Annotated in this window: 15 protein-coding genes and 1 tRNA gene; 14 read left to right on the top strand and 2 right to left on the bottom strand. The window is 38.7% G+C overall.

Annotated elements, in window-relative coordinates; genetic code table 11:
• Positions 1-122: 122 nt before the first annotated feature.
• The 9 genes from A6J77_RS07915 to A6J77_RS07955 all read left to right on the top strand — a co-directional run bounded on the left by A6J77_RS07915 (position 123) and on the right by A6J77_RS07955 (position 8,424).
• Entirely contained in the window at positions 123-974 is an 852-nt protein-coding gene (locus A6J77_RS07915) for a bifunctional 5,10-methylenetetrahydrofolate dehydrogenase/5,10-methenyltetrahydrofolate cyclohydrolase (RefSeq protein ID WP_083069728.1), read from the top strand.
• Positions 967-2,328, top strand: a complete 1,362-nt coding sequence (gene xseA, locus A6J77_RS07920) for an exodeoxyribonuclease VII large subunit (RefSeq protein ID WP_083069729.1) — start codon at positions 967-969, stop codon at positions 2,326-2,328. Before A6J77_RS07915 ends, xseA begins: the two co-directional genes overlap by 8 nt.
• Positions 2,329-2,574: an exodeoxyribonuclease VII small subunit gene (locus A6J77_RS07925; protein WP_069285491.1), complete on the top strand. Its 246-nt coding sequence runs from the start codon at positions 2,329-2,331 to the stop codon at positions 2,572-2,574.
• 1 nt (position 2,575) lies between these two features.
• Positions 2,576-3,469 carry a polyprenyl synthetase family protein gene (locus A6J77_RS07930; protein ID WP_083069730.1) on the top strand — a complete coding sequence of 298 codons (894 nt, stop codon included), beginning with the start codon at positions 2,576-2,578 and terminating at the stop codon, positions 3,467-3,469.
• Positions 3,470-3,489: 20 nt separating this feature from the next.
• A complete protein-coding gene (locus A6J77_RS07935) occupies positions 3,490-4,305 on the top strand; it encodes a TlyA family RNA methyltransferase (protein ID WP_083069732.1) in 816 nt (271 codons plus the stop codon).
• 39 nt (positions 4,306-4,344) lie between these two features.
• A complete protein-coding gene (gene recN, locus A6J77_RS07940; RefSeq protein ID WP_083069734.1) occupies positions 4,345-6,039 on the top strand; it encodes a DNA repair protein RecN in 1,695 nt (564 codons plus the stop codon).
• 19 nt (positions 6,040-6,058) lie between these two features.
• Positions 6,059-7,009: a tRNA (adenosine(37)-N6)-dimethylallyltransferase MiaA gene (miaA, locus tag A6J77_RS07945; protein WP_083069736.1), complete on the top strand. Its 951-nt coding sequence runs from the start codon at positions 6,059-6,061 to the stop codon at positions 7,007-7,009.
• A 39-nt stretch (positions 7,010-7,048) separates the two neighbouring features.
• Complete coding sequence (gene hflX, locus A6J77_RS07950; RefSeq protein WP_083069738.1) at positions 7,049-8,281, top strand: GTPase HflX; 1,233 nt, start codon at positions 7,049-7,051, stop codon at positions 8,279-8,281.
• Between the two features lie 69 nt (positions 8,282-8,350).
• Positions 8,351-8,424 (top strand) — tRNA-Arg (locus A6J77_RS07955).
• A 251-nt stretch (positions 8,425-8,675) separates the two neighbouring features.
• Here the strand turns inward: A6J77_RS07955 and A6J77_RS07960 are convergent.
• On the bottom strand, positions 8,676-10,016 hold the full coding sequence (locus tag A6J77_RS07960; protein WP_083069740.1) for an ISL3 family transposase: 1,341 nt from the start codon (positions 10,014-10,016) through the stop codon (positions 8,676-8,678).
• A gap of 1,115 nt (positions 10,017-11,131) precedes the next feature.
• Between A6J77_RS07960 and A6J77_RS07965 the strand changes: the two genes are divergently transcribed.
• The 4 genes from A6J77_RS07965 to A6J77_RS07980 all read left to right on the top strand — a co-directional run bounded on the left by A6J77_RS07965 (position 11,132) and on the right by A6J77_RS07980 (position 14,663).
• Positions 11,132-11,860, top strand: a complete 729-nt coding sequence (locus A6J77_RS07965; RefSeq protein ID WP_083069741.1) for a hypothetical protein — start codon at positions 11,132-11,134, stop codon at positions 11,858-11,860.
• Positions 11,861-12,032: 172 nt separating this feature from the next.
• Positions 12,033-13,013 carry a YihY/virulence factor BrkB family protein gene (locus tag A6J77_RS07970; protein WP_227645158.1) on the top strand — a complete coding sequence of 327 codons (981 nt, stop codon included), beginning with the start codon at positions 12,033-12,035 and terminating at the stop codon, positions 13,011-13,013.
• A gap of 14 nt (positions 13,014-13,027) precedes the next feature.
• Positions 13,028-14,317 carry an FtsW/RodA/SpoVE family cell cycle protein gene (locus tag A6J77_RS07975; protein WP_227645159.1) on the top strand — a complete coding sequence of 430 codons (1,290 nt, stop codon included), beginning with the start codon at positions 13,028-13,030 and terminating at the stop codon, positions 14,315-14,317.
• A gap of 28 nt (positions 14,318-14,345) precedes the next feature.
• The gene (locus A6J77_RS07980) at positions 14,346-14,663 is read left to right on the top strand and encodes a glycine cleavage system protein H (RefSeq protein ID WP_227645160.1); all 318 of its coding nucleotides are present in this window, start codon (positions 14,346-14,348) and stop codon (positions 14,661-14,663) included.
• Positions 14,664-14,781: 118 nt separating this feature from the next.
• On the opposite strand, the gene A6J77_RS07985 is transcribed toward A6J77_RS07980, so the two are convergent.
• Entirely contained in the window at positions 14,782-15,318 is a 537-nt protein-coding gene (locus A6J77_RS07985; RefSeq protein ID WP_083069745.1) for a TetR/AcrR family transcriptional regulator, read from the bottom strand.
• 159 nt (positions 15,319-15,477) lie between these two features.
• On the opposite strand from A6J77_RS07985, the gene A6J77_RS07990 reads away from it, so the two are divergent.
• Positions 15,478-17,814 (top strand): ATP-binding cassette domain-containing protein, encoded by a 2,337-nt coding sequence (locus A6J77_RS07990; RefSeq protein WP_083069747.1) that lies wholly within the window; start codon positions 15,478-15,480, stop codon positions 17,812-17,814.
• Positions 17,815-17,839: the final 25 nt, after the last annotated feature.

Below are 17,839 nucleotides of genomic sequence, written 5' to 3' on the forward strand. Positions count from 1 at the left end.
TGAGTCCCGGTTTTTTTAAATGTTTATAGGTATAATTTAATGATATTGCCACTACAAGACTGTTATTATGGCTCAACTTTCGATATACTTGTTACATTACATTATGGATAAGGTGGGCTATTATGATAGAAATTCGTTCGAAAGAATATGTTAAAGTTCAAACTGAGTTATTGAAACAAAGAGTAAGTGAATTAAAAGATAGCGGCATTCACCCTAAAATAGTCATTATTCTTTGTGGTGATGATGAAGCGAGTGCGTCATATGCACGAACCAAGACAAGATTTGCTGACAAAATTGGCGTAACAAACGAGTTGATTTCTTGCCCAAGCAATACAACAACAGAAGAATTGTTGGCTGTAATCCAACAATATAATGAAGATGAAACAGTACAAGGTATAATGATTGAGATGCCTTTACCAAAACAAATTGACGTACAAAAAATTAATATTGCGATTGATCCAGATAAAGATTTAGATGCCATTCACCCAGTGCATTTAGGGAACCTATTAGCTGGTAATCAAAGTCGGGTACCGAATACACCACTTTCAGCAATCACCTTGATGGACGAAGTGAATACAACTTTTAGAGGGAAACGCGCTGTGATGATTGGCCGGTCTACAATCGTTGGAAAACCACTAGCAGAATTGATGTTACAACGTGGGGCTACGGTAACGCTTGCTCACAGTCAAACGGAAAATATGGCTGAATTAACGCGGTCTGCTGATATTATTTGTGTTGCCGTTGGTATTCCGAAATTTTTAACAGAAGATATGGTTTCACCAGGTACAACTGTGATTGATATTGGGACTACATATGACGAAAATGGTAAAGTTACTGGGGACGTAGATTTTGAAAATGTCGCTGAGAAAACCCATGCCATTACACCAGTGCCAGGCGGTGTTGGACCAGTCACCAAATTAATGGTATTTAAACAGATGATTGATAGATTAGAGGAAGTGACAGGTATTGTCTGATAAGAATTATTTAACCGTTAGCCAGTTAACGCAATATATCGCCACTAAGTTTGAAAAGGATCCTTATTTACATCAGGTCTACGTAACAGGTGAAGTATCAAACTTTAGAAAACGCGCTAAACATCAGTACTTTTCCTTAAAAGATGACCATGCAGTATTATCTGGGGTCATGTTTGCCAATGCTTTTAACCAGCTGAAATTTGATTTAGAAGATGGGATGAAAGTCTTAGCAATTGGTCGTATCGGTGTTTTTAATGCGACTGGTCGTTACCAGTTGTATATTGACCACCTTGAGCCAGACGGTGTGGGTGCTCTCTACCAACGCTATGAGCAATTAAAGAAACAGTTAACCGAAGAAGGCCTTTTTCATTTTGACCCTAAGCCGATTCCAAGATATCCAAAAAATATCGCAATTATTACATCGCCGTCAGGTGCTGTAATTAGAGATATTATTACAACCGTTAAGCGTCGGTACCCAATTGTACAATTGACCCTGTACCCGACTGCTGTTCAAGGCAAGCACGCTGCTGACGAACTGATGAAGAATTTAGAACGTGTGTCCGCGCACGGTGACTATGATACAGTGATTATTGGCCGCGGTGGTGGATCAATTGAAGACTTGTGGCCTTTCAACGAGGAGAAGGTCGTTCGTGCGGTCCGGAAGATGGACATCCCTATTATTTCCTCAGTCGGCCATGAAACGGATACAACCCTCGTTGACTTTGCCAGCGATCAAAGAGCAGCCACACCAACAGCTGCTGCGGAAATTGCTACACCGGTTTTATCAGAAGAGTTGATTCGCATTCAAGAATTGCAGGCGCAACTATATCGAGCACAGGTTAATCGTATACAATATTTAAATCAGCAATTACTAGAATATCAAAATGCTTATATTTTCCGCCAACCATTGCGGTTATATGAAGGCCACCAATTAAAATTAAAGAACTTACAGGCACAACTGGTTCAGTCGCAGGAAAGCTACTTGAAATCTCAAAAAGTTGCCGCACAGCACTTAGACCAAAGGCTAAACCAAACATCTCCTGCAATTACATTAGGCAATTACCGGACAAAATTACAATACATGCAACAGCAATTGATCAATAGTCAAAGCAACCAGGTAAGGTCTAAGGAATATCAATTGCAAAAAGCGATGTCTCAACTGGATCTTTTATCACCCCTAAAACGGATGAGTAAAGGTTTTGCTTATGTGACAAGTAAACAAGAACCAGTAAATACCATTACAAAAGTGGATATTGGTGATCCATTAGCTATTCAGCTGGCGGATGGCCGAATTACCGCGCAAATTACTGGTACAGACAAAAAACAATTTTCTAAATTAAAAGGAGAATCATAGATGGCTATCGATACCTCAAAACTATCGTTTGAAGAAGCGTTAGAAAAACTAGAAGCAATCGTCAATCAATTACAATCTGGCGATATCAAATTAGAAGAATCAATGGATGCTTTTCAAGACGGCATGATTCTAAGCAAATATTGCAGCCAAACTTTAGAAAACGCTGAAGAAACAATGACAAAATTGATGACAGAAAACGGTCAATTAGAAGCATTTGAAGAACCAACGAGTCAAGGTGACCAGTAAAATGGATGCAGCTATTTTTATGGAAAACCAATTACCAGTCTTAGACGAAGCTATTTTGAAGTCTATTGATCAATTTGGTCACGCCCAACCTGGTCAATTGAAAGAATCAATGGTTTATTCATTAAATACAGGCGGTAAACGAATTCGACCGATGTTATTGTTGGCTACTTTAAAAGCGCTGGACGCTGACATTCAAACAGGGTTAAATACAGCTATTGCCTTAGAGTATATCCATACGTATTCTTTAATTCACGATGACCTACCAGCGATGGACAATGACGATTACCGCCGGGGTAAACCGACTAACCATAAAGCCTTTGATGAAGCGACAGCTATTCTTGCTGGCGACTCACTGCTAACCGATGCATTTGCTTTAGTCGCAAATGACTCAAAAATCGAAAATCCACAAACGAAAGTGAATTTGATTGCTGAATTATCAAAAGCAGCCGGTTCCACCGGTATGATTGCCGGGCAAATCATGGACGTTAATTCAGAAGGCAAACAAGTTAATTTGCAATCAATGCAAAATATCCATAAGCGCAAAACTGGTGAATTGATCCGCTATGCTTTATTTGCAGGGGGACAAATCGCTGAGGCTTCTAGTGAAGTTGCTGCTTTATTAGATGACTTTGCTTGGACATATGGGATTGCTTACCAAATCCAAAATGACTTACAAGAAGTGATGTGGACGGATGACGCGCGAGGTAAATTAAACCATTCTGATGCAGAACTAGATAAAAATACGTACCCATCAATAATGGGTACTAATGGTGCCTTGACAGCTTTATCTGATAAAATAGAATCATGTAAAAGTATATTAGACCAAATTCAAGAAATTGAACCAGCATTTGACGTAGAATTATTAGCTGGCTTCTTGAAATACTTAAAAATTTAACAGCAAAAAGGGGTGAATTAATGGAGAAAGAAAGAGCGGATATTTTAGTCGTTCGCCAAGGATTAGCGGATTCGCGTGAAAAGGCCAAACGATTTATTATGGCGGGACAAATTTATACTGAAAAAGCCTTACGGGTGGATAAACCGGGTGAAAAGTTACCGGTAACGACGCAATTGACTTTAAAAGGGGAAGATGTGCCATATGTATCTCGTGGAGGCTTTAAATTAATTAAAGCCATGGAGTCTTTTGACATCGACTTTACCGAGAAGAAAGTGCTAGATATTGGCTCATCAACTGGTGGATTTACAGATGTTGCCTTACAAAATGGGGCCAGTATGTCTTACGCCCTGGACGTTGGAACCAATCAACTAGACTGGAAATTACGTTCTGATGACAGAGTTGTGGTGATGGAACAAACGAATTTCCGTTATTCGAAGCCTGAAGACTTTGTAGCCGGACAACCAGATATCGCAACGATTGATGTATCCTTCATCTCTTTAGATTTGATTTTACCACCTTTACGCCCGATTCTTAAATTCAATGGGCAAGTGGCTGCATTAGTAAAACCACAATTTGAAGCTGGTAAAGATAAAGTTGGTAAAAAAGGGATCGTTCGGGATAAAAAAGTCCATAGAGATGTGATTGAACATACCATGCAAACAGCAATTGGATTTGGTTACGATGTTTCAGGTTTAACTTATTCACCAATTACTGGTGGTACTGGGAATATTGAATTTTTAATGCTACTAACGAATACAGAAGGTGAGCCTGGCCAAATTGATCCCGCAATAAATATTGATGCGGTCATCGAAGAGGCCCATTCAGTGTTTCATTAACGAGGGTATCTATAGAGTTAGATAAGGGGAGAGATGTAAATGCTTCAGCATCTTACAATTAAAAATTTTGCAATTATAGAAGATTTAACAATTGATTTTGATACAGGCATGACTGTCCTAACTGGTGAAACAGGTGCCGGGAAGTCCATTATTATTGATGCTGTTGGTTTGTTAGTCGGTGGTCGTGGATCTATAGATTTCATTCGCTATGGTAGCGAGAAATTTGACCTACGAGGAATCTTTTACATGCCTGATTTATCTGAAGAAGGCCGCAATATATTGGCGGATAATAATATTCCTTTCGATGATGCCCAATTGATGATTGTCCGTCAGTTAGATACCAATGGTAAAAATACAATCAAAGTTAATGGCGTATCCATGACTGTTAGCATGCTCAAAGCTTTAGGTACACACATTGTAGATATCCATGGGCAAAATGAGCACCAGTCCTTAATGAACACAAGCAATCATATTCATTTGCTAGATCATTTTGATAAGCATGAAATTGCGCCTAAACTAGCTAGCTACCAAGAAGCTTATGCAGCATATAAAACTGCGAAAAAGCAATTAGATAGTCAAAACCTAAACGAGCAAGAAGCTGCCCAACGCGTTGATTTACTAAAATTCCAAATCAATGAAATTGAATCGGCGAATTTACAAGTGGGCGAAGACCAAGCTTTAATTAGTGAGCGTGACCAATTGCAAAATTTTCAAAAAATTGCTGATGCTTTAGGTGCAAGCAATAATTTGCTGTCTAATGCTGATTTGAATATTATCGATCTAGTTGGTCAAGTCATTGGTGAACTTGAAACCATACGTGATTTTGACACGACTTATAGTGATTTTTATGAACAAACAACGGGGACTTATTATGCCTTACAGGATTTAGCCTCAAGTATTTCAGACCAAGTAGATCAACTGCACTATGATCCTAATCGTTTAGATGATATCATTGAACGATTAGCGGTATATAAAAATCTGTCTCGTAAATATGGGGACGATACTGAAGCCGTTCTAATCTATCTGGACAAGGCGAAAGAAGAGTTGAAGCAGATTGAAAACCGTGAGTCGAATCAACAAAAATTAAAGGATGCAGTAAAAAAAGCGCAAGCAAATGCATTAGCCTTAGCAGAAGATTTATCTAAGAGTAGAAAATCTGCAATATCAGGTTTAGTGACGGCCATTGAAGGGCAGATGCGGGCGCTTTATATGGAGAAAGCCAAATTCCGCGTGGATATGTTTGCCCTGGATGAATTAGGACCCTATGGGATTGACGATGTCGCTTTTATGATTGCCACTAACCTTGGTGAGCCATTTAAGCCGCTTGTTAAGGTCGCATCGGGCGGGGAGTTATCTAGGTTGATGTTAGCAATGAAAACTATTTTCCAAAATGCATCAGGGGTAACTGCAATTATCTTTGATGAGGTGGATACGGGGGTATCTGGGCGTGTGGCTCAGGCTATTGCAACCAAGATGTTTGAAATTGCTCTTAAGGCTCAGGTATTATGTATTACGCATTTACCTCAAGTGGCATCGATGGCTGACCACCAATTGTTAATCTCTAAAGAGGAAAACAGCAACCGTACATATACAAATGTACGATTACTAACAAATGAAGAACGGATAGACGAAGTCGCAAGAATGCTAACGGGTTCTAATATTACGGCAGTTGCCAAGGAAGCAGCGGCTGAACAAATTGAAGAGGACCGACAATTTAAAGCGAACCTTCGCTAATACTAGGAGGAGTGGGTGGATGAAGCCTAAAATGATAGTGATTGCTGGGCCTACGGGTGTAGGGAAGACCAGTTTATCTTTAAAATTAGCCAAAAATTTTAATGGCGAAATTATTAACGGTGATTCCATGCAAATCTACCAAAATCTAGATATCGGGACAGCAACACCGACTGAAAGTGAGCAAGCGCAAGCTGTCCATCATTTAGTTTCCTATGTTAAAGTGGACGAGGAATACTCAGCTTCCCGCTTTAAAGAGGATGCTAAGTCGGCTATGGAGGCTATTTTGGCAAAAGGAAAAGTCCCTATATTAGTGGGGGGAACTGGCTTATACCTAGAATCCTTTATATATGACTTATCCTTGGGTGGTAAAGATTTGGAACATCCTGAATTCCGTGCGCAAATGGAAACCTTAGCGCAAATGGAAGGGAATGAAGCAGTCTACCAGAAATTGGTTAATTTAGACCCTAAAGCTGCAGACCAAATTCATCCCAATAATTTACGTAGAGTCATTCGGGCATTAGAAGTTGGGACTTTTTCGGACAGGCTATTTTCAGACCAATCGGAAACGCATGAGAATCATGTGTCGCCTTATGACTTGCTGGTTATCGCTTTAAATGCGGACCGACAAGTCTTATACGAAAGAATCAATATGCGGGTCGATGATATGATTAACCAAGGGCTTATTGAAGAAACGAAATGGTTGTTGGCGCAAAACTTAGATGAGAATCAACAATCAATGAAAGCTATCGGCTATAAGGAATTATTCCCTTATATTCGAGGTGAAATGCCACTTGAATTAGCGCTTGAAGATTTAAAGCAAAATTCAAGAAGGTATGCCAAACGACAAATAACATGGATCAAAAATCGATTAACAGATGCGCATTGGCTAGATTTAGTGACGCATCCTGAGAATTTGCAGCAGGTATTAAAGCTAGTAGAAGATTTTTTAAATGTGACTAGTTTGCCTTAATTTGTATTTATTCAGATTTTCGGTCCAGAAGGAGGAAGTATGCAACAAGTTTTATTAGCAGCAGTTCAGACACCTGACATTAGTGACCGCCAATTTGATATGCAAATTGAAGAGTTAGAGGAGTTAGTGAATACGGCAGGGGGAGAAGTGGTTGGGCTCGTTTCACAAAAACGGGAAAGATTTGACACAAGAACCCTAATTGGAAAGGGGAAAGTGGAAGAATTGGCCATGCATGCAGATGCAAATGAAGCTGATTTAATCATTTTCTACCAGCAATTAACGCCGTCACAAAATAACAACCTACAACAGGCAGTAGATTTCCCAGTGATTGACCGGATTCAATTAATTTTGGATATTTTCGCTATGCGGGCAACATCAAAAGAAGGTAAATTGCAAGTTGCCTTAGCACAGAACGAATACCTATTACCGCGTTTAGCAGGGAATTACAATGCCCTATCTAGGCTTGGTGGGGGGATTGGGACGAGAGGTCCTGGTGAAACGAAAATTGAGCAAGATCGTCGGGTGCTTCGTAACGAGATTCAACGCATCAAGGGTGAGTTGAAAGAAGTAGAGAAGCACCGTAGTCGGACTCGTGAGAACCGGGAAAAGGGTGCTATATTCCAATTGGGCTTAATTGGCTATACCAATGCCGGCAAGTCAACAATTACAAACGCCTTGACCCACGCGGATACCTTGGAAGAAAACCAATTATTCGCCACCTTAACTCCCTTAACACGGGTATTTTCACTCAACAATCATTTCCAAATGTCCATTACGGATACGGTAGGATTCATACAAGATTTACCCCCACAAATTATCGATTCATTCCATTCAACCTTGGAAGAAAGTCGTCAGGTAGATTTGATGTTGATTGTGATTGATGCGTCATCGCCGTATGCAAGCGAACATGAAGCGGTCGTCCTAGATACCTTGAAGCAATTAGATATGCTGGATATCCCACATCTATTCGTTTATAACAAGATGGATAAAGTAGCAAATACCAACCAAGCAATCTTGGCCTTTAATCAGCCAAACGTGCAGATTAGTGCCAAGTCTGAAGAAAGCATTGAAGAACTGTTAGCAGCCATCGTCAATGAATTGAAAGACCAATATGATGAAGTTGAAATTGCTGTTTCACCGAGTCAAATCGGTAATTGGATGGGACTGCAAGACCATATTTATTTTGAAAAGATGGAATTTGACGAAGTGTCTCAGCAATATGAATTGCATTTATTTAAACCCAAATATTTACAATTGCCTAAGTCTGAGTAAAATGCACTTGACAGATATTGCTATCTTGGTATAAAATTTAATAGTTGTCATCTAAACATGACGGCTTTTGTTAGGATAGCTCAGCTGGATAGAGCAACGGTCTTCTAAACCGTAGGTCGTGGGTTCGAATCCCACTCTTAACATTAAGTGAAAACCGCTATATATCAACATTTAAGTGTTGGTGTATAGCGGTTTTTTGGGTTCTTTTACAAATAGTGTTGGTAAATAATTTCAAATATCGCGAATACGTTATTTAGTATTTATTAATATGTAAATGAGCTTCAAAGAGAAAAGCTATACACGATTATGTGTATGGCTTTTTTTTGCCCTTAGGCAAGAAGATTATTATGTTGTAGCAACAAGGTCTACGAAAATAGTAATAGTTTGGCAGGCCTTAGCTTGCCATTGCTTCATAAGTGGATGGCGCTGGGTTTGAATGTTTGTATTTTAGTTTGAATTGGACTAGTATTCTAGCGCGTAAATTAAAGAAATTAGCATGTCCGAAACCAGTACGCTTAATTAATTTAATCTTATTATTAATACCTTCGGTAGGTCCGTTTGAGACGGTATAAGTTAATGAATTATGGATATATGGTAAAAACTTCTGTAAAGTTCTGATAGTTCTTCTCGCACGTCGAGGCAAGGTTATTTTCCTTGTGCTCTTCAATATTTCATCAAATAGCTCAATGTTATGCGTAGAAATTGCGTACTTAAGCTCATTCATTAGAGTATATGTTACTAATAAATCCGGCGAAATATTCAATAAGAAATCAACAATGCGCTGTTCCGAAATTTCTTCACCAAATTGGCGAACATAATATGTATCAGTGAAATTTAAGTCTTCAGCATTTTTTAGCAACAACTTCCATTGTTTTTTAAGTTTTCTGTAGTCAGATGGTCGGCTATCTTTCACGATATTCATAGCTTTAATACGAACAGAATTAATTGTCTCATTTAGTAACTTCACGATATGGAATCGATCAATTACAATCTTAGCATTAGGAAAACTAGTACGTATTACTTCAAGATAGGGTGTATACAAATCGATAGAAACAGTTTTCACACTACTTCTAGCAGCCCAAGTAAAGGAAGCAAAGTAATCGATTAGAGAAGCTTGTTTCCGATCAACAATAATATCAATCAACCTTCTATTATGGGTGTCCACAAGGACAGCACTCATCGCATTGGCTACTCGATTAGTAGATTTAAACTCATCTATACCAAGGTTACTAGGCAGATAGTTTCCTTTTGGTGATAGTCCTTTACCAGCTTTCAGTAGAATCCTAGCGACTGTTGGAGACGACACGTGATATCGTTTAGCGATTAATCGCATGGATTGTGTTTCAACTAATTCTGAACTTATCTGACTTTTTATTGAGTTTGAGATACAGCAGTATTTCTGTACTAACGGTGTTTCAGCAATAAAGGTTTGCGCGCAATGTTTACAATAAAATCGTTGCTTCTTTAGTTTTAGCAATATCGGATTTGAAACTGAATTAGGTAATCTTATAATTGTAGGCTTAAACCCATGTTTAATCAGATCATGGCTTCCTGTATTCTTTACACCACATTGGATACAAGCCTTAGGCTTGTAGGTTAAGAAGCCTTCAACGACTATATAATTCACATCTTGATACTTTTCAGTTGGGAGCAGAGTCATTCCCTCTGGTACACCAATTTGAATATTATTGTCGAGAATTCCGCAAAGTTGTTTTATAATAGTTATATGGGACATGAATTTTCCTTCTTTCAGTATTCGTCGAGGTTTACTTGAAATAAGGATATCATGTCCTTTTTTTGCGTACACAAAAATAGTGCCGATGAGACTCAATTGAATCTCACCAACACTATTTATTATAGAACCGTTTTTTGTTGAAAACTTTTTTTACCAACTAGTGGGGCTAAAAATGCATGAATTAAATTTTTTTAAAGGTGTATTTATGTTCATTTTTAGTTACATGAGCATAAATATTTAATATAGCTTGGAAAATGGCTTCCTCTATTTTTTGATATTTGACCTTGTTAGTACTTTTGCCTTTTTTCTCTTTGATACTCTTATTATTTCCGCTAATCACAGTGTCCATAATGGTAAATAATCTCATTATGATATCAATAACACATTACTATCAAGTTCGTAGCAATCAAATTCTCAATTATTTATTAGTCAACTGATAATAGGTATGTAGAAAATTCATTCAATTAAAGTTCATTCTTCTAACAAGCGTTCTGCCTCTAGATTAGACCGAAGAATAATTTCTGTCGAATGGAATTGATAAAAAATTTGATAGCTAATTAAAACGATAATCTTTTTTTGATTCGTGACCCTCGTGGGCATGACTACTTATGTGATGTTTAAGAAATAAAAGTACAGAAGCGCACACCTTACAAAAAGCGGATATCATACCCACAGCCCATACAAAGAAAAAGACAAGTAAAGAGTGGTGTATGATTCGATGCACTGTATTTTACAAAAAATGGAAGACTTGCCTAATTAGAAACAATCTTTTTTATTAGAAAATAAAACATGAAAATATATTCTCTCTAAATGATCTTAAAATATACAGAGATGAATCCCATATTTAAATTCAAAAATAGAATAATTTGTAAGGAATTGATTCGAATCAACGTGCATTTCTTACAGATTGTATTGTTTTGTTCATTTTCATAGTCACATCAATATGGTTATGCCGGGTGGTTTGCTATAATGAAAGTGTGAAAGTGGGCCAAATTTTACTAGAGCGTAATCTTCTATTCATGAAATAGTTAACCTTTTGTAAAGATACGACATTTAAGGCTTGCAATTTGATTTGTTATGATAAAATAGTTATAAGATAAATGGGAGGTAGGACCATGAAAAAAGTATATTCATTATTAGGTATTTCTTTATTAACTTTATCATTGGCGGCTTGTGAAAATGTTGATTCTGCTTTGGGTATGTATTCAGATGAAACGTCATCAAGTGAAGAAAGTGCTTCTTCTTCAACATCGTCTGAGAGTGCTTCTTTAAATGTTGTAGAAGCTGACAGCTCTTCTTCAAGTGAAGCATCTGCTGATGCTGATTCAGAATCTTCAAGCGACGATACTGGAGCGTCAATTGATGAAACAACACAAACATCGGAAGAAGTTGTGGCGGATTCATCGGTAGCGAGTGAAGCTGCAACTGCACAAGCCATGACAACTGATGAGATTGAATCTTCTATCATTGCAGCAGAACCTGAAAAAACTGCACCATCCTCAGAAGTGGTACCATCTAGCGAAGTGGAAGATCAAGGGACTTACGCAAGTTCTAGTCAAGCAGAAGGTAACCAAGGCGCTTTCGACAATACACGTGCGCGTGACTTGTTGGCTGAAGCAGCGCCTTTAATTTCTGCTGATTCGCAAGGTGCATACCAATCTGACGAATATTTCTTCTTACCAACATTGGTGAATGAAGATTTAGCACAAGTAGATGTTTATCGTCAATCTCCTGATGGACAAGGACATACAAATCTGATTGCAACTTACCGTTATGATGCTTATTCAGGCACTTTGATGGTGATGGATGTTGTGAGTGGTACTTGGCAAAATACGGGACAATAGAATCGCTTAGTGCATACAAATAAATTTAAGGCTGGTGATTTTTAATTGGTGCTAGAGGGTATATAGCATTCGATTTCAACCACCAGTTTTTATTTGCTTTAAATCAGGAAGAAAACTTGTTAAATAGCCCTAAATTAAGTAGTATTAAGAGTAAAGAATTGAGGTGGCAAGTGTGAAAGACAAATTGAAAGATCGAATTATTCCAATGACCTTAGCCTCGGTTAATCAGGCAAATATTGCTGGTAGTGCTGCAGAAATGTCCTATTACTTTCTACTATCTCTGTTCCCGCTATTGATGATGATTGCCAACATTATACCGATGTTACCGTTTGATCCAGATTCAGTTGTTGGATTACTTGAAACGTTATTACCTGACCAAGTGGAGCCTATAATTGTGCCTACATTGGAGTCTTACCTATCATCAGATACAACTGGTGCGCTTTCTGTTTCCTTCATATTGATTCTATGGTCTGGATCTACGGCTTTCGGAACCGTACAAAATATTTTAAACAGGACCTATGGCATTACAGATAAACCGAATTTTATTATTTCGCGCTTATTCTCCTTCGCCATTGCCTTCGTTTTAGTTATATTTGCTGTGGCATTAAGTGTCCTGTTCGTATTTGGACAAACACTTTTAGAAGCAGTAAACCAATTCATAGACGTGCCAATGCAATTGTTTGATATTTTTACCAGTGTAAAATGGCCAATTCTATTGCTTGTTTTGATTCTGGTATTTACTTTTATTTACCAATTTATTCCACATCACAAGTATCCGCTTAAGTTCGCGGTACCAGGAGCGGTTGTAGCGACACTGCTTTCAGCTGTTCTGTCGAGTGGATTTTCATTCTATGTGAATAATTTTGGTGGTTCATCAGTTTCAAACGGGACTATCGGGGTATTCATTGTATTAATGATCTACCTTTGGTTAACATCAATCGTGTTAATTGCAGGTGCCATGATTAACCATATTATCTACCGTTTAAACAATGTGGAAGAATTCATCGATTCAAGTCCAAACTACCATACAACAACCTCTGCGGGTTTCCCTTTTATGGATAAAAAGACAATCGCAATAGGTGCATTAAAGCGTCAACCAGGAGATATCGTTATTTCGGATAATCCTGCACGACCACAAGGAAATAGAGATTAAAGGGGCGCATTATTTTGGAAAAACGTTCGTCAAATCGGCGATTAAAGAAGAAACCAACGAGTAGAGTCGATATCACTATCGTCATATGCGTCACGTTGTTAGCTTTGGTGAGTATCGTGACTATTTTTTCAACGACCTATTTACAATATGATTCAGGGTCCTATTCCCAAACCATTATGCAAATAGCTTGGTTTGCGGTTGGGGCTGTAGCAGCAGCTATAGTGATGCAGCTTGACCGGAAAACCTTGTATCACTTTGCGCCGGTAGCATATGGATTAGGGCTAGTTTTACTCGTATTAGTATTGATTTTCTATGACCGTGAATTAGCCGTGACCAATGGGGCACATTCATGGATTACCATTGGACCGTTATCTCTTCAACCTTCAGAGTTAATGAAGGTTGCTTATATCATCATGATGGCTTATTTAGTTCAAGGCTACAATGATGAAGGCCGTCGTCTTGGTATTGAAGACATGGTCATGATGGAACGAGTTAAATTTGATGCGCGATTCTTATTAAAAATTACTTTATGGACTATCCCACCGGTTGCTTTAATCATTGCACAGAATGACTTGGGGACAACCTTGGTATTCTTAATGATGTTTATCGGTGTCATATTCGTGTCAGGAATTACCTGGTATATTATTTTACCTGCATTCCTATCATTTGCGGTTATCGGCTTAATATTGATTATCTTGGTGGTCTACCAACGCGATTTACTATATGCATTAGGCTTCCAAGACTATCAATTCGCCCGCATCGATTCATGGTTAAACCCGTTCGGTAATTCGGCCAATGAGTCTTACCAATTAGCACAAAGTTTGAAGGCCATCGGTTCTGGGGGCCTTCTTGGAAAAGGGCTTGGTCAATTCCAAGTTCACGTCCCAGTTCGAGAGTCGGATATGATTTTCTCTACTATCGGTGAAAACTTTGGTTTCCTAGGGTCAAGTTTTGTCGTCTTATTATACTTCATCTTAATATTCCAAATGATTTCAGTGGCCTTTAGAGCCCACGACGCCTTCTATGCGTCAATGGTTTCAGGGGTAGTCATGATGTTCACCTTCCATATCGTCGAAAATATTGGGATGTCTATCGGGCTTTTACCGCTGACAGGTATTCCATTACCGCTAATTTCAGCGGGTGGTACTGCCTTAATCACGAGTATGTTAAGTATCGGTTTAATACTGTCAATCAAATACAATGAGGGCTTGGATGATGAGCACTTAAGCAAGAATCCGGTTGTGAAAGCCATTCGCTGGGTCAATCGTTTAATCCCACAAAATTTGATTGATAAACTAACCTAATTTTTGAATAATTTTAGAGGTGAATTGCATGCATAAAGTTTATAGTAAAGAGGGCTTGTACCTTGAAGAGCAAGCTGACGGCACAGTTCGTATCGGCCTTTCTTCTTACGGTTCAGATGCAGTTGGTGAGGTTTCTTACTTCGCCTTCTTCAATGATCGTGAGTTAGTTGCGGGTGAGCCATTTTTCTCAGTTGAAGGGTCTAAAGCTGTCACAGACATGCTAGCACCAATCTCAGCAGATATTGTTTCGAAAAATGAATCATTAACTGACCAACCAGACTTACTGAATGAAGATGACGAAAGCCTCAAATGGTTAGTAGTCGCAAAAAGCAATCAAGTGGGCTGATTTTTTATCTGAAGATCAACCGATTGAAAACTAAATAAACATAAAAGAACTGGATCTCTTAGCCAAACATGTGGCTTTAAGAGGTCCAGTTTTTTAGTATGGAATAGTTGCTATATTGCTACATCAATGAAAAGAAGTAGGCAATTTCTTCAATGGTATATTTCTTATTGTACTCTTCAAATTTAGCCAAGAAATTGATGACGGCAGAGGCCTTCAAATCATTGGCTAATTCATCATATTTACTAGGAATTTCCATTTGTCTCACATCGGTCGGGAAATTTTCTTTAATAGACTTGGTCATTTTATGAACGAAAGAGGGGTCGCCATTTTCACCTAAAAGGATACTTGACCGGGTAGTTTCTTTAGAAAAATTGCTCAAAATATGAAAAAGCACCTCGTATTTACTTGTTTGAGCGAACAACTCTTCAACTTGACCCATGGCCTCATTTTCTAAATTGTCGATAATTTCATTTTCGATTTCTTCAACCACAGCGTATTTATCATCAAAATACCGGTAGAATGACGACCGGTTTAGGCCAGCTTCTTTTACGATATCTTGAATAGTGACGGTGGTGAAGGGCTGGTCTTCCATTAATTTTAGAAGGGATGATTTGATGTTTTCACGTGTTTGTAATGATTTATTACTTACAGCCATTTGTTCGTCCTTTGCCAACCTTTAGGGTAAAATATACTTATACTATCACAATTTTATCATATCTTTATAGAAAAAGACACTTTGTCCTATTTTGTGCTAGCCATGAAAATGAATATACTATATGCTATGAAAGCAAATAAAAAAAGGAGTCTTATGTAAATGCTTGAACTAAAAAATCTGAAGAAAACTTATCAAGTTGGCGATACGATTACGCATGCCTTAAATGATGTGTCGTTAGCTTTTAGAAAACAAGAATTTGTGGCGATTCTAGGTCCTTCTGGATCAGGGAAAACCACACTTTTAAATGTGATTGGTGGTTTAGACCAGTATGACTCTGGTGACATGGTGATTAACGGCCAGTCAACTAAAAACTTCGAAGACCAAGATTGGGATGCATACAGGAATAATTCAATTGGATTCGTCTTCCAGTCATATAATATCATCAGCCATTTAGATGTCTTATCTAACGTGGAATTAGGGATGACTTTATCTGGTGTGGCGAAAGAAGAGAAGCGGGAAAAAGCGAAAAACGCCTTGATACGTGTGGGCCTAAAGGATCATATGCACAAGCAACCCAACCAATTATCGGGTGGACAAATGCAACGTGTGGCCATTGCGCGTGCCTTAGCTAATGATCCGGATGTCCTCTTATGTGATGAGCCAACAGGGGCTTTGGATTCAGAAACAGGTCAACAAATTATGGCCTTGATCCAAGAATTGGCCAACGAAAAACTCGTGATTATGGTTACCCATGATAGCGAATTAGCCCACCAACACGCCAACCGAATCATCAATTTTAAAGATGGTGAAGTGATTAACGATTCAAATCCATACAACAACGAGGACGCGGATGCAGTCTTGGATATGCGCCGTACGGGTATGTCTTACCTAACTGCCTTAAACCTATCCTTCAAAAATATCATGACCAAAAAAGGGCGGACATTTATCACATCCTTCGCTTCAAGTATTGGGATTATTTCAATTGCAGTTGTCCTATCTCTGTCAAACGGTTTCCAAAAGCAAATTGATGCAACCCAGGCCGAAACGAGTGCTCAATTCCCGGTAACCATATCACAAGTTGCCCAAGATGCCTCTAATTTCACGCTATCAACTGAAGAAGAAACGGAATACCCAAACGGCAATACTGTCATTGCTAACGAAGATCCAGCTTCAGCTGGTCAACATGAAAATGACATTACCAGTGATTTAGTTGAGTACGTGAAGGACATCGACCCAGACCTGACTGAGGCTTTAAACTATACTTATTCTGCCCAGTTGAACCTTTTACGCGATGTAGATGGGGAAGTTGAGCAGGTTGCCTTTTCTAATTACGCTCAAGATTCAGCTACCAGTGACATCCAAAGTTTCTATGCGACATCATCAGGTATTGGAGCTTCCACCTTCCCAGAGGCTACTTCTGGCGATGAGAATGACTTCTTATCGGAAAACTACGACGTGCTTGCAGGGGACTTACCATCTGAAGAAACGGATATTGTCTTAGTAGTTGACGAATACAACAAGGTCAACTTAAATGCCTTGAATAATCTAGGGTATGACTATGAAAACGGCGATGAAATTGCCTTTGAAGACATCGTTGGTACCGAAGTAGTGGTCGCTTCAAACGATGCTTACTATCAAGGATTACCAACAGGTACATACGTGCCTAACCAAGATTTAAATGCTGTTTACGATAACGAGAACAATCAGACATTACGCGTATCAGCTGTTATTCGGCCAAAAGAAGACGCCACTATGGCAATCTTAACTGAAGGGATTAACTATTCAAACGCTTTGACTGAAACTGTGATTGAAAATAATCAAAATTCAGCTATCGTTCAAGCACAAAATGATAGTGACAATTCAGTCCTTACAGGTGAAAGTGTAGATGAATCTGGTAAAGAACAAGTCTTAACTGCACTTGGCGCTAACCCCATCCCCTCATCTATCATGATTTACCCTAAGAACTTTGAAACGAAAGATGAGGTTCTTGCCTATTTAGATGCTTACAACGAAGGTAAATCTGAAGACGAGAAAATCCTGTATACTGATTTAGCGGGTACCATGACTGAATTAACTGGCGGTATTATGGACGCAACAACTTACGTTCTAATTGCCTTTGCCGGTATCTCATTAGTGACTTCAATGATTATGATTGGGATTATCACCTATACGTCAGTCCTTGAACGTACTAAAGAAATCGGTGTCCTTAAAGCCTTAGGTGCTCGGAAAAAAGACATCACTCGTGTATTTGACTCTGAGACCTTAATCCTAGGTGTGCTTTCCGGTTTAATTGGTGTTGGGACTGCTTACTTATTAACATTCCCAATCAATATACTGATTGAATCCTTAACAGACCTTAAAAATGTAGCCATTTTAGACCCAGTACATGCAGTTGTCCTATTGATCATCTCAACTGTTTTAACAGTTATTGGTGGGCATATTCCAGCCCGGATGGCAGCGAAGAAAGATGCCGCTGAAGCCTTACGCGCTGATTGATGTTATTTGCTTAATGCTAGATGTC

Origin of the sequence: Aerococcus viridans, assembly GCF_002083135.2 — a bacterium.
Taxonomy (GTDB): domain Bacteria; phylum Bacillota; class Bacilli; order Lactobacillales; family Aerococcaceae; genus Aerococcus; species Aerococcus viridans_C.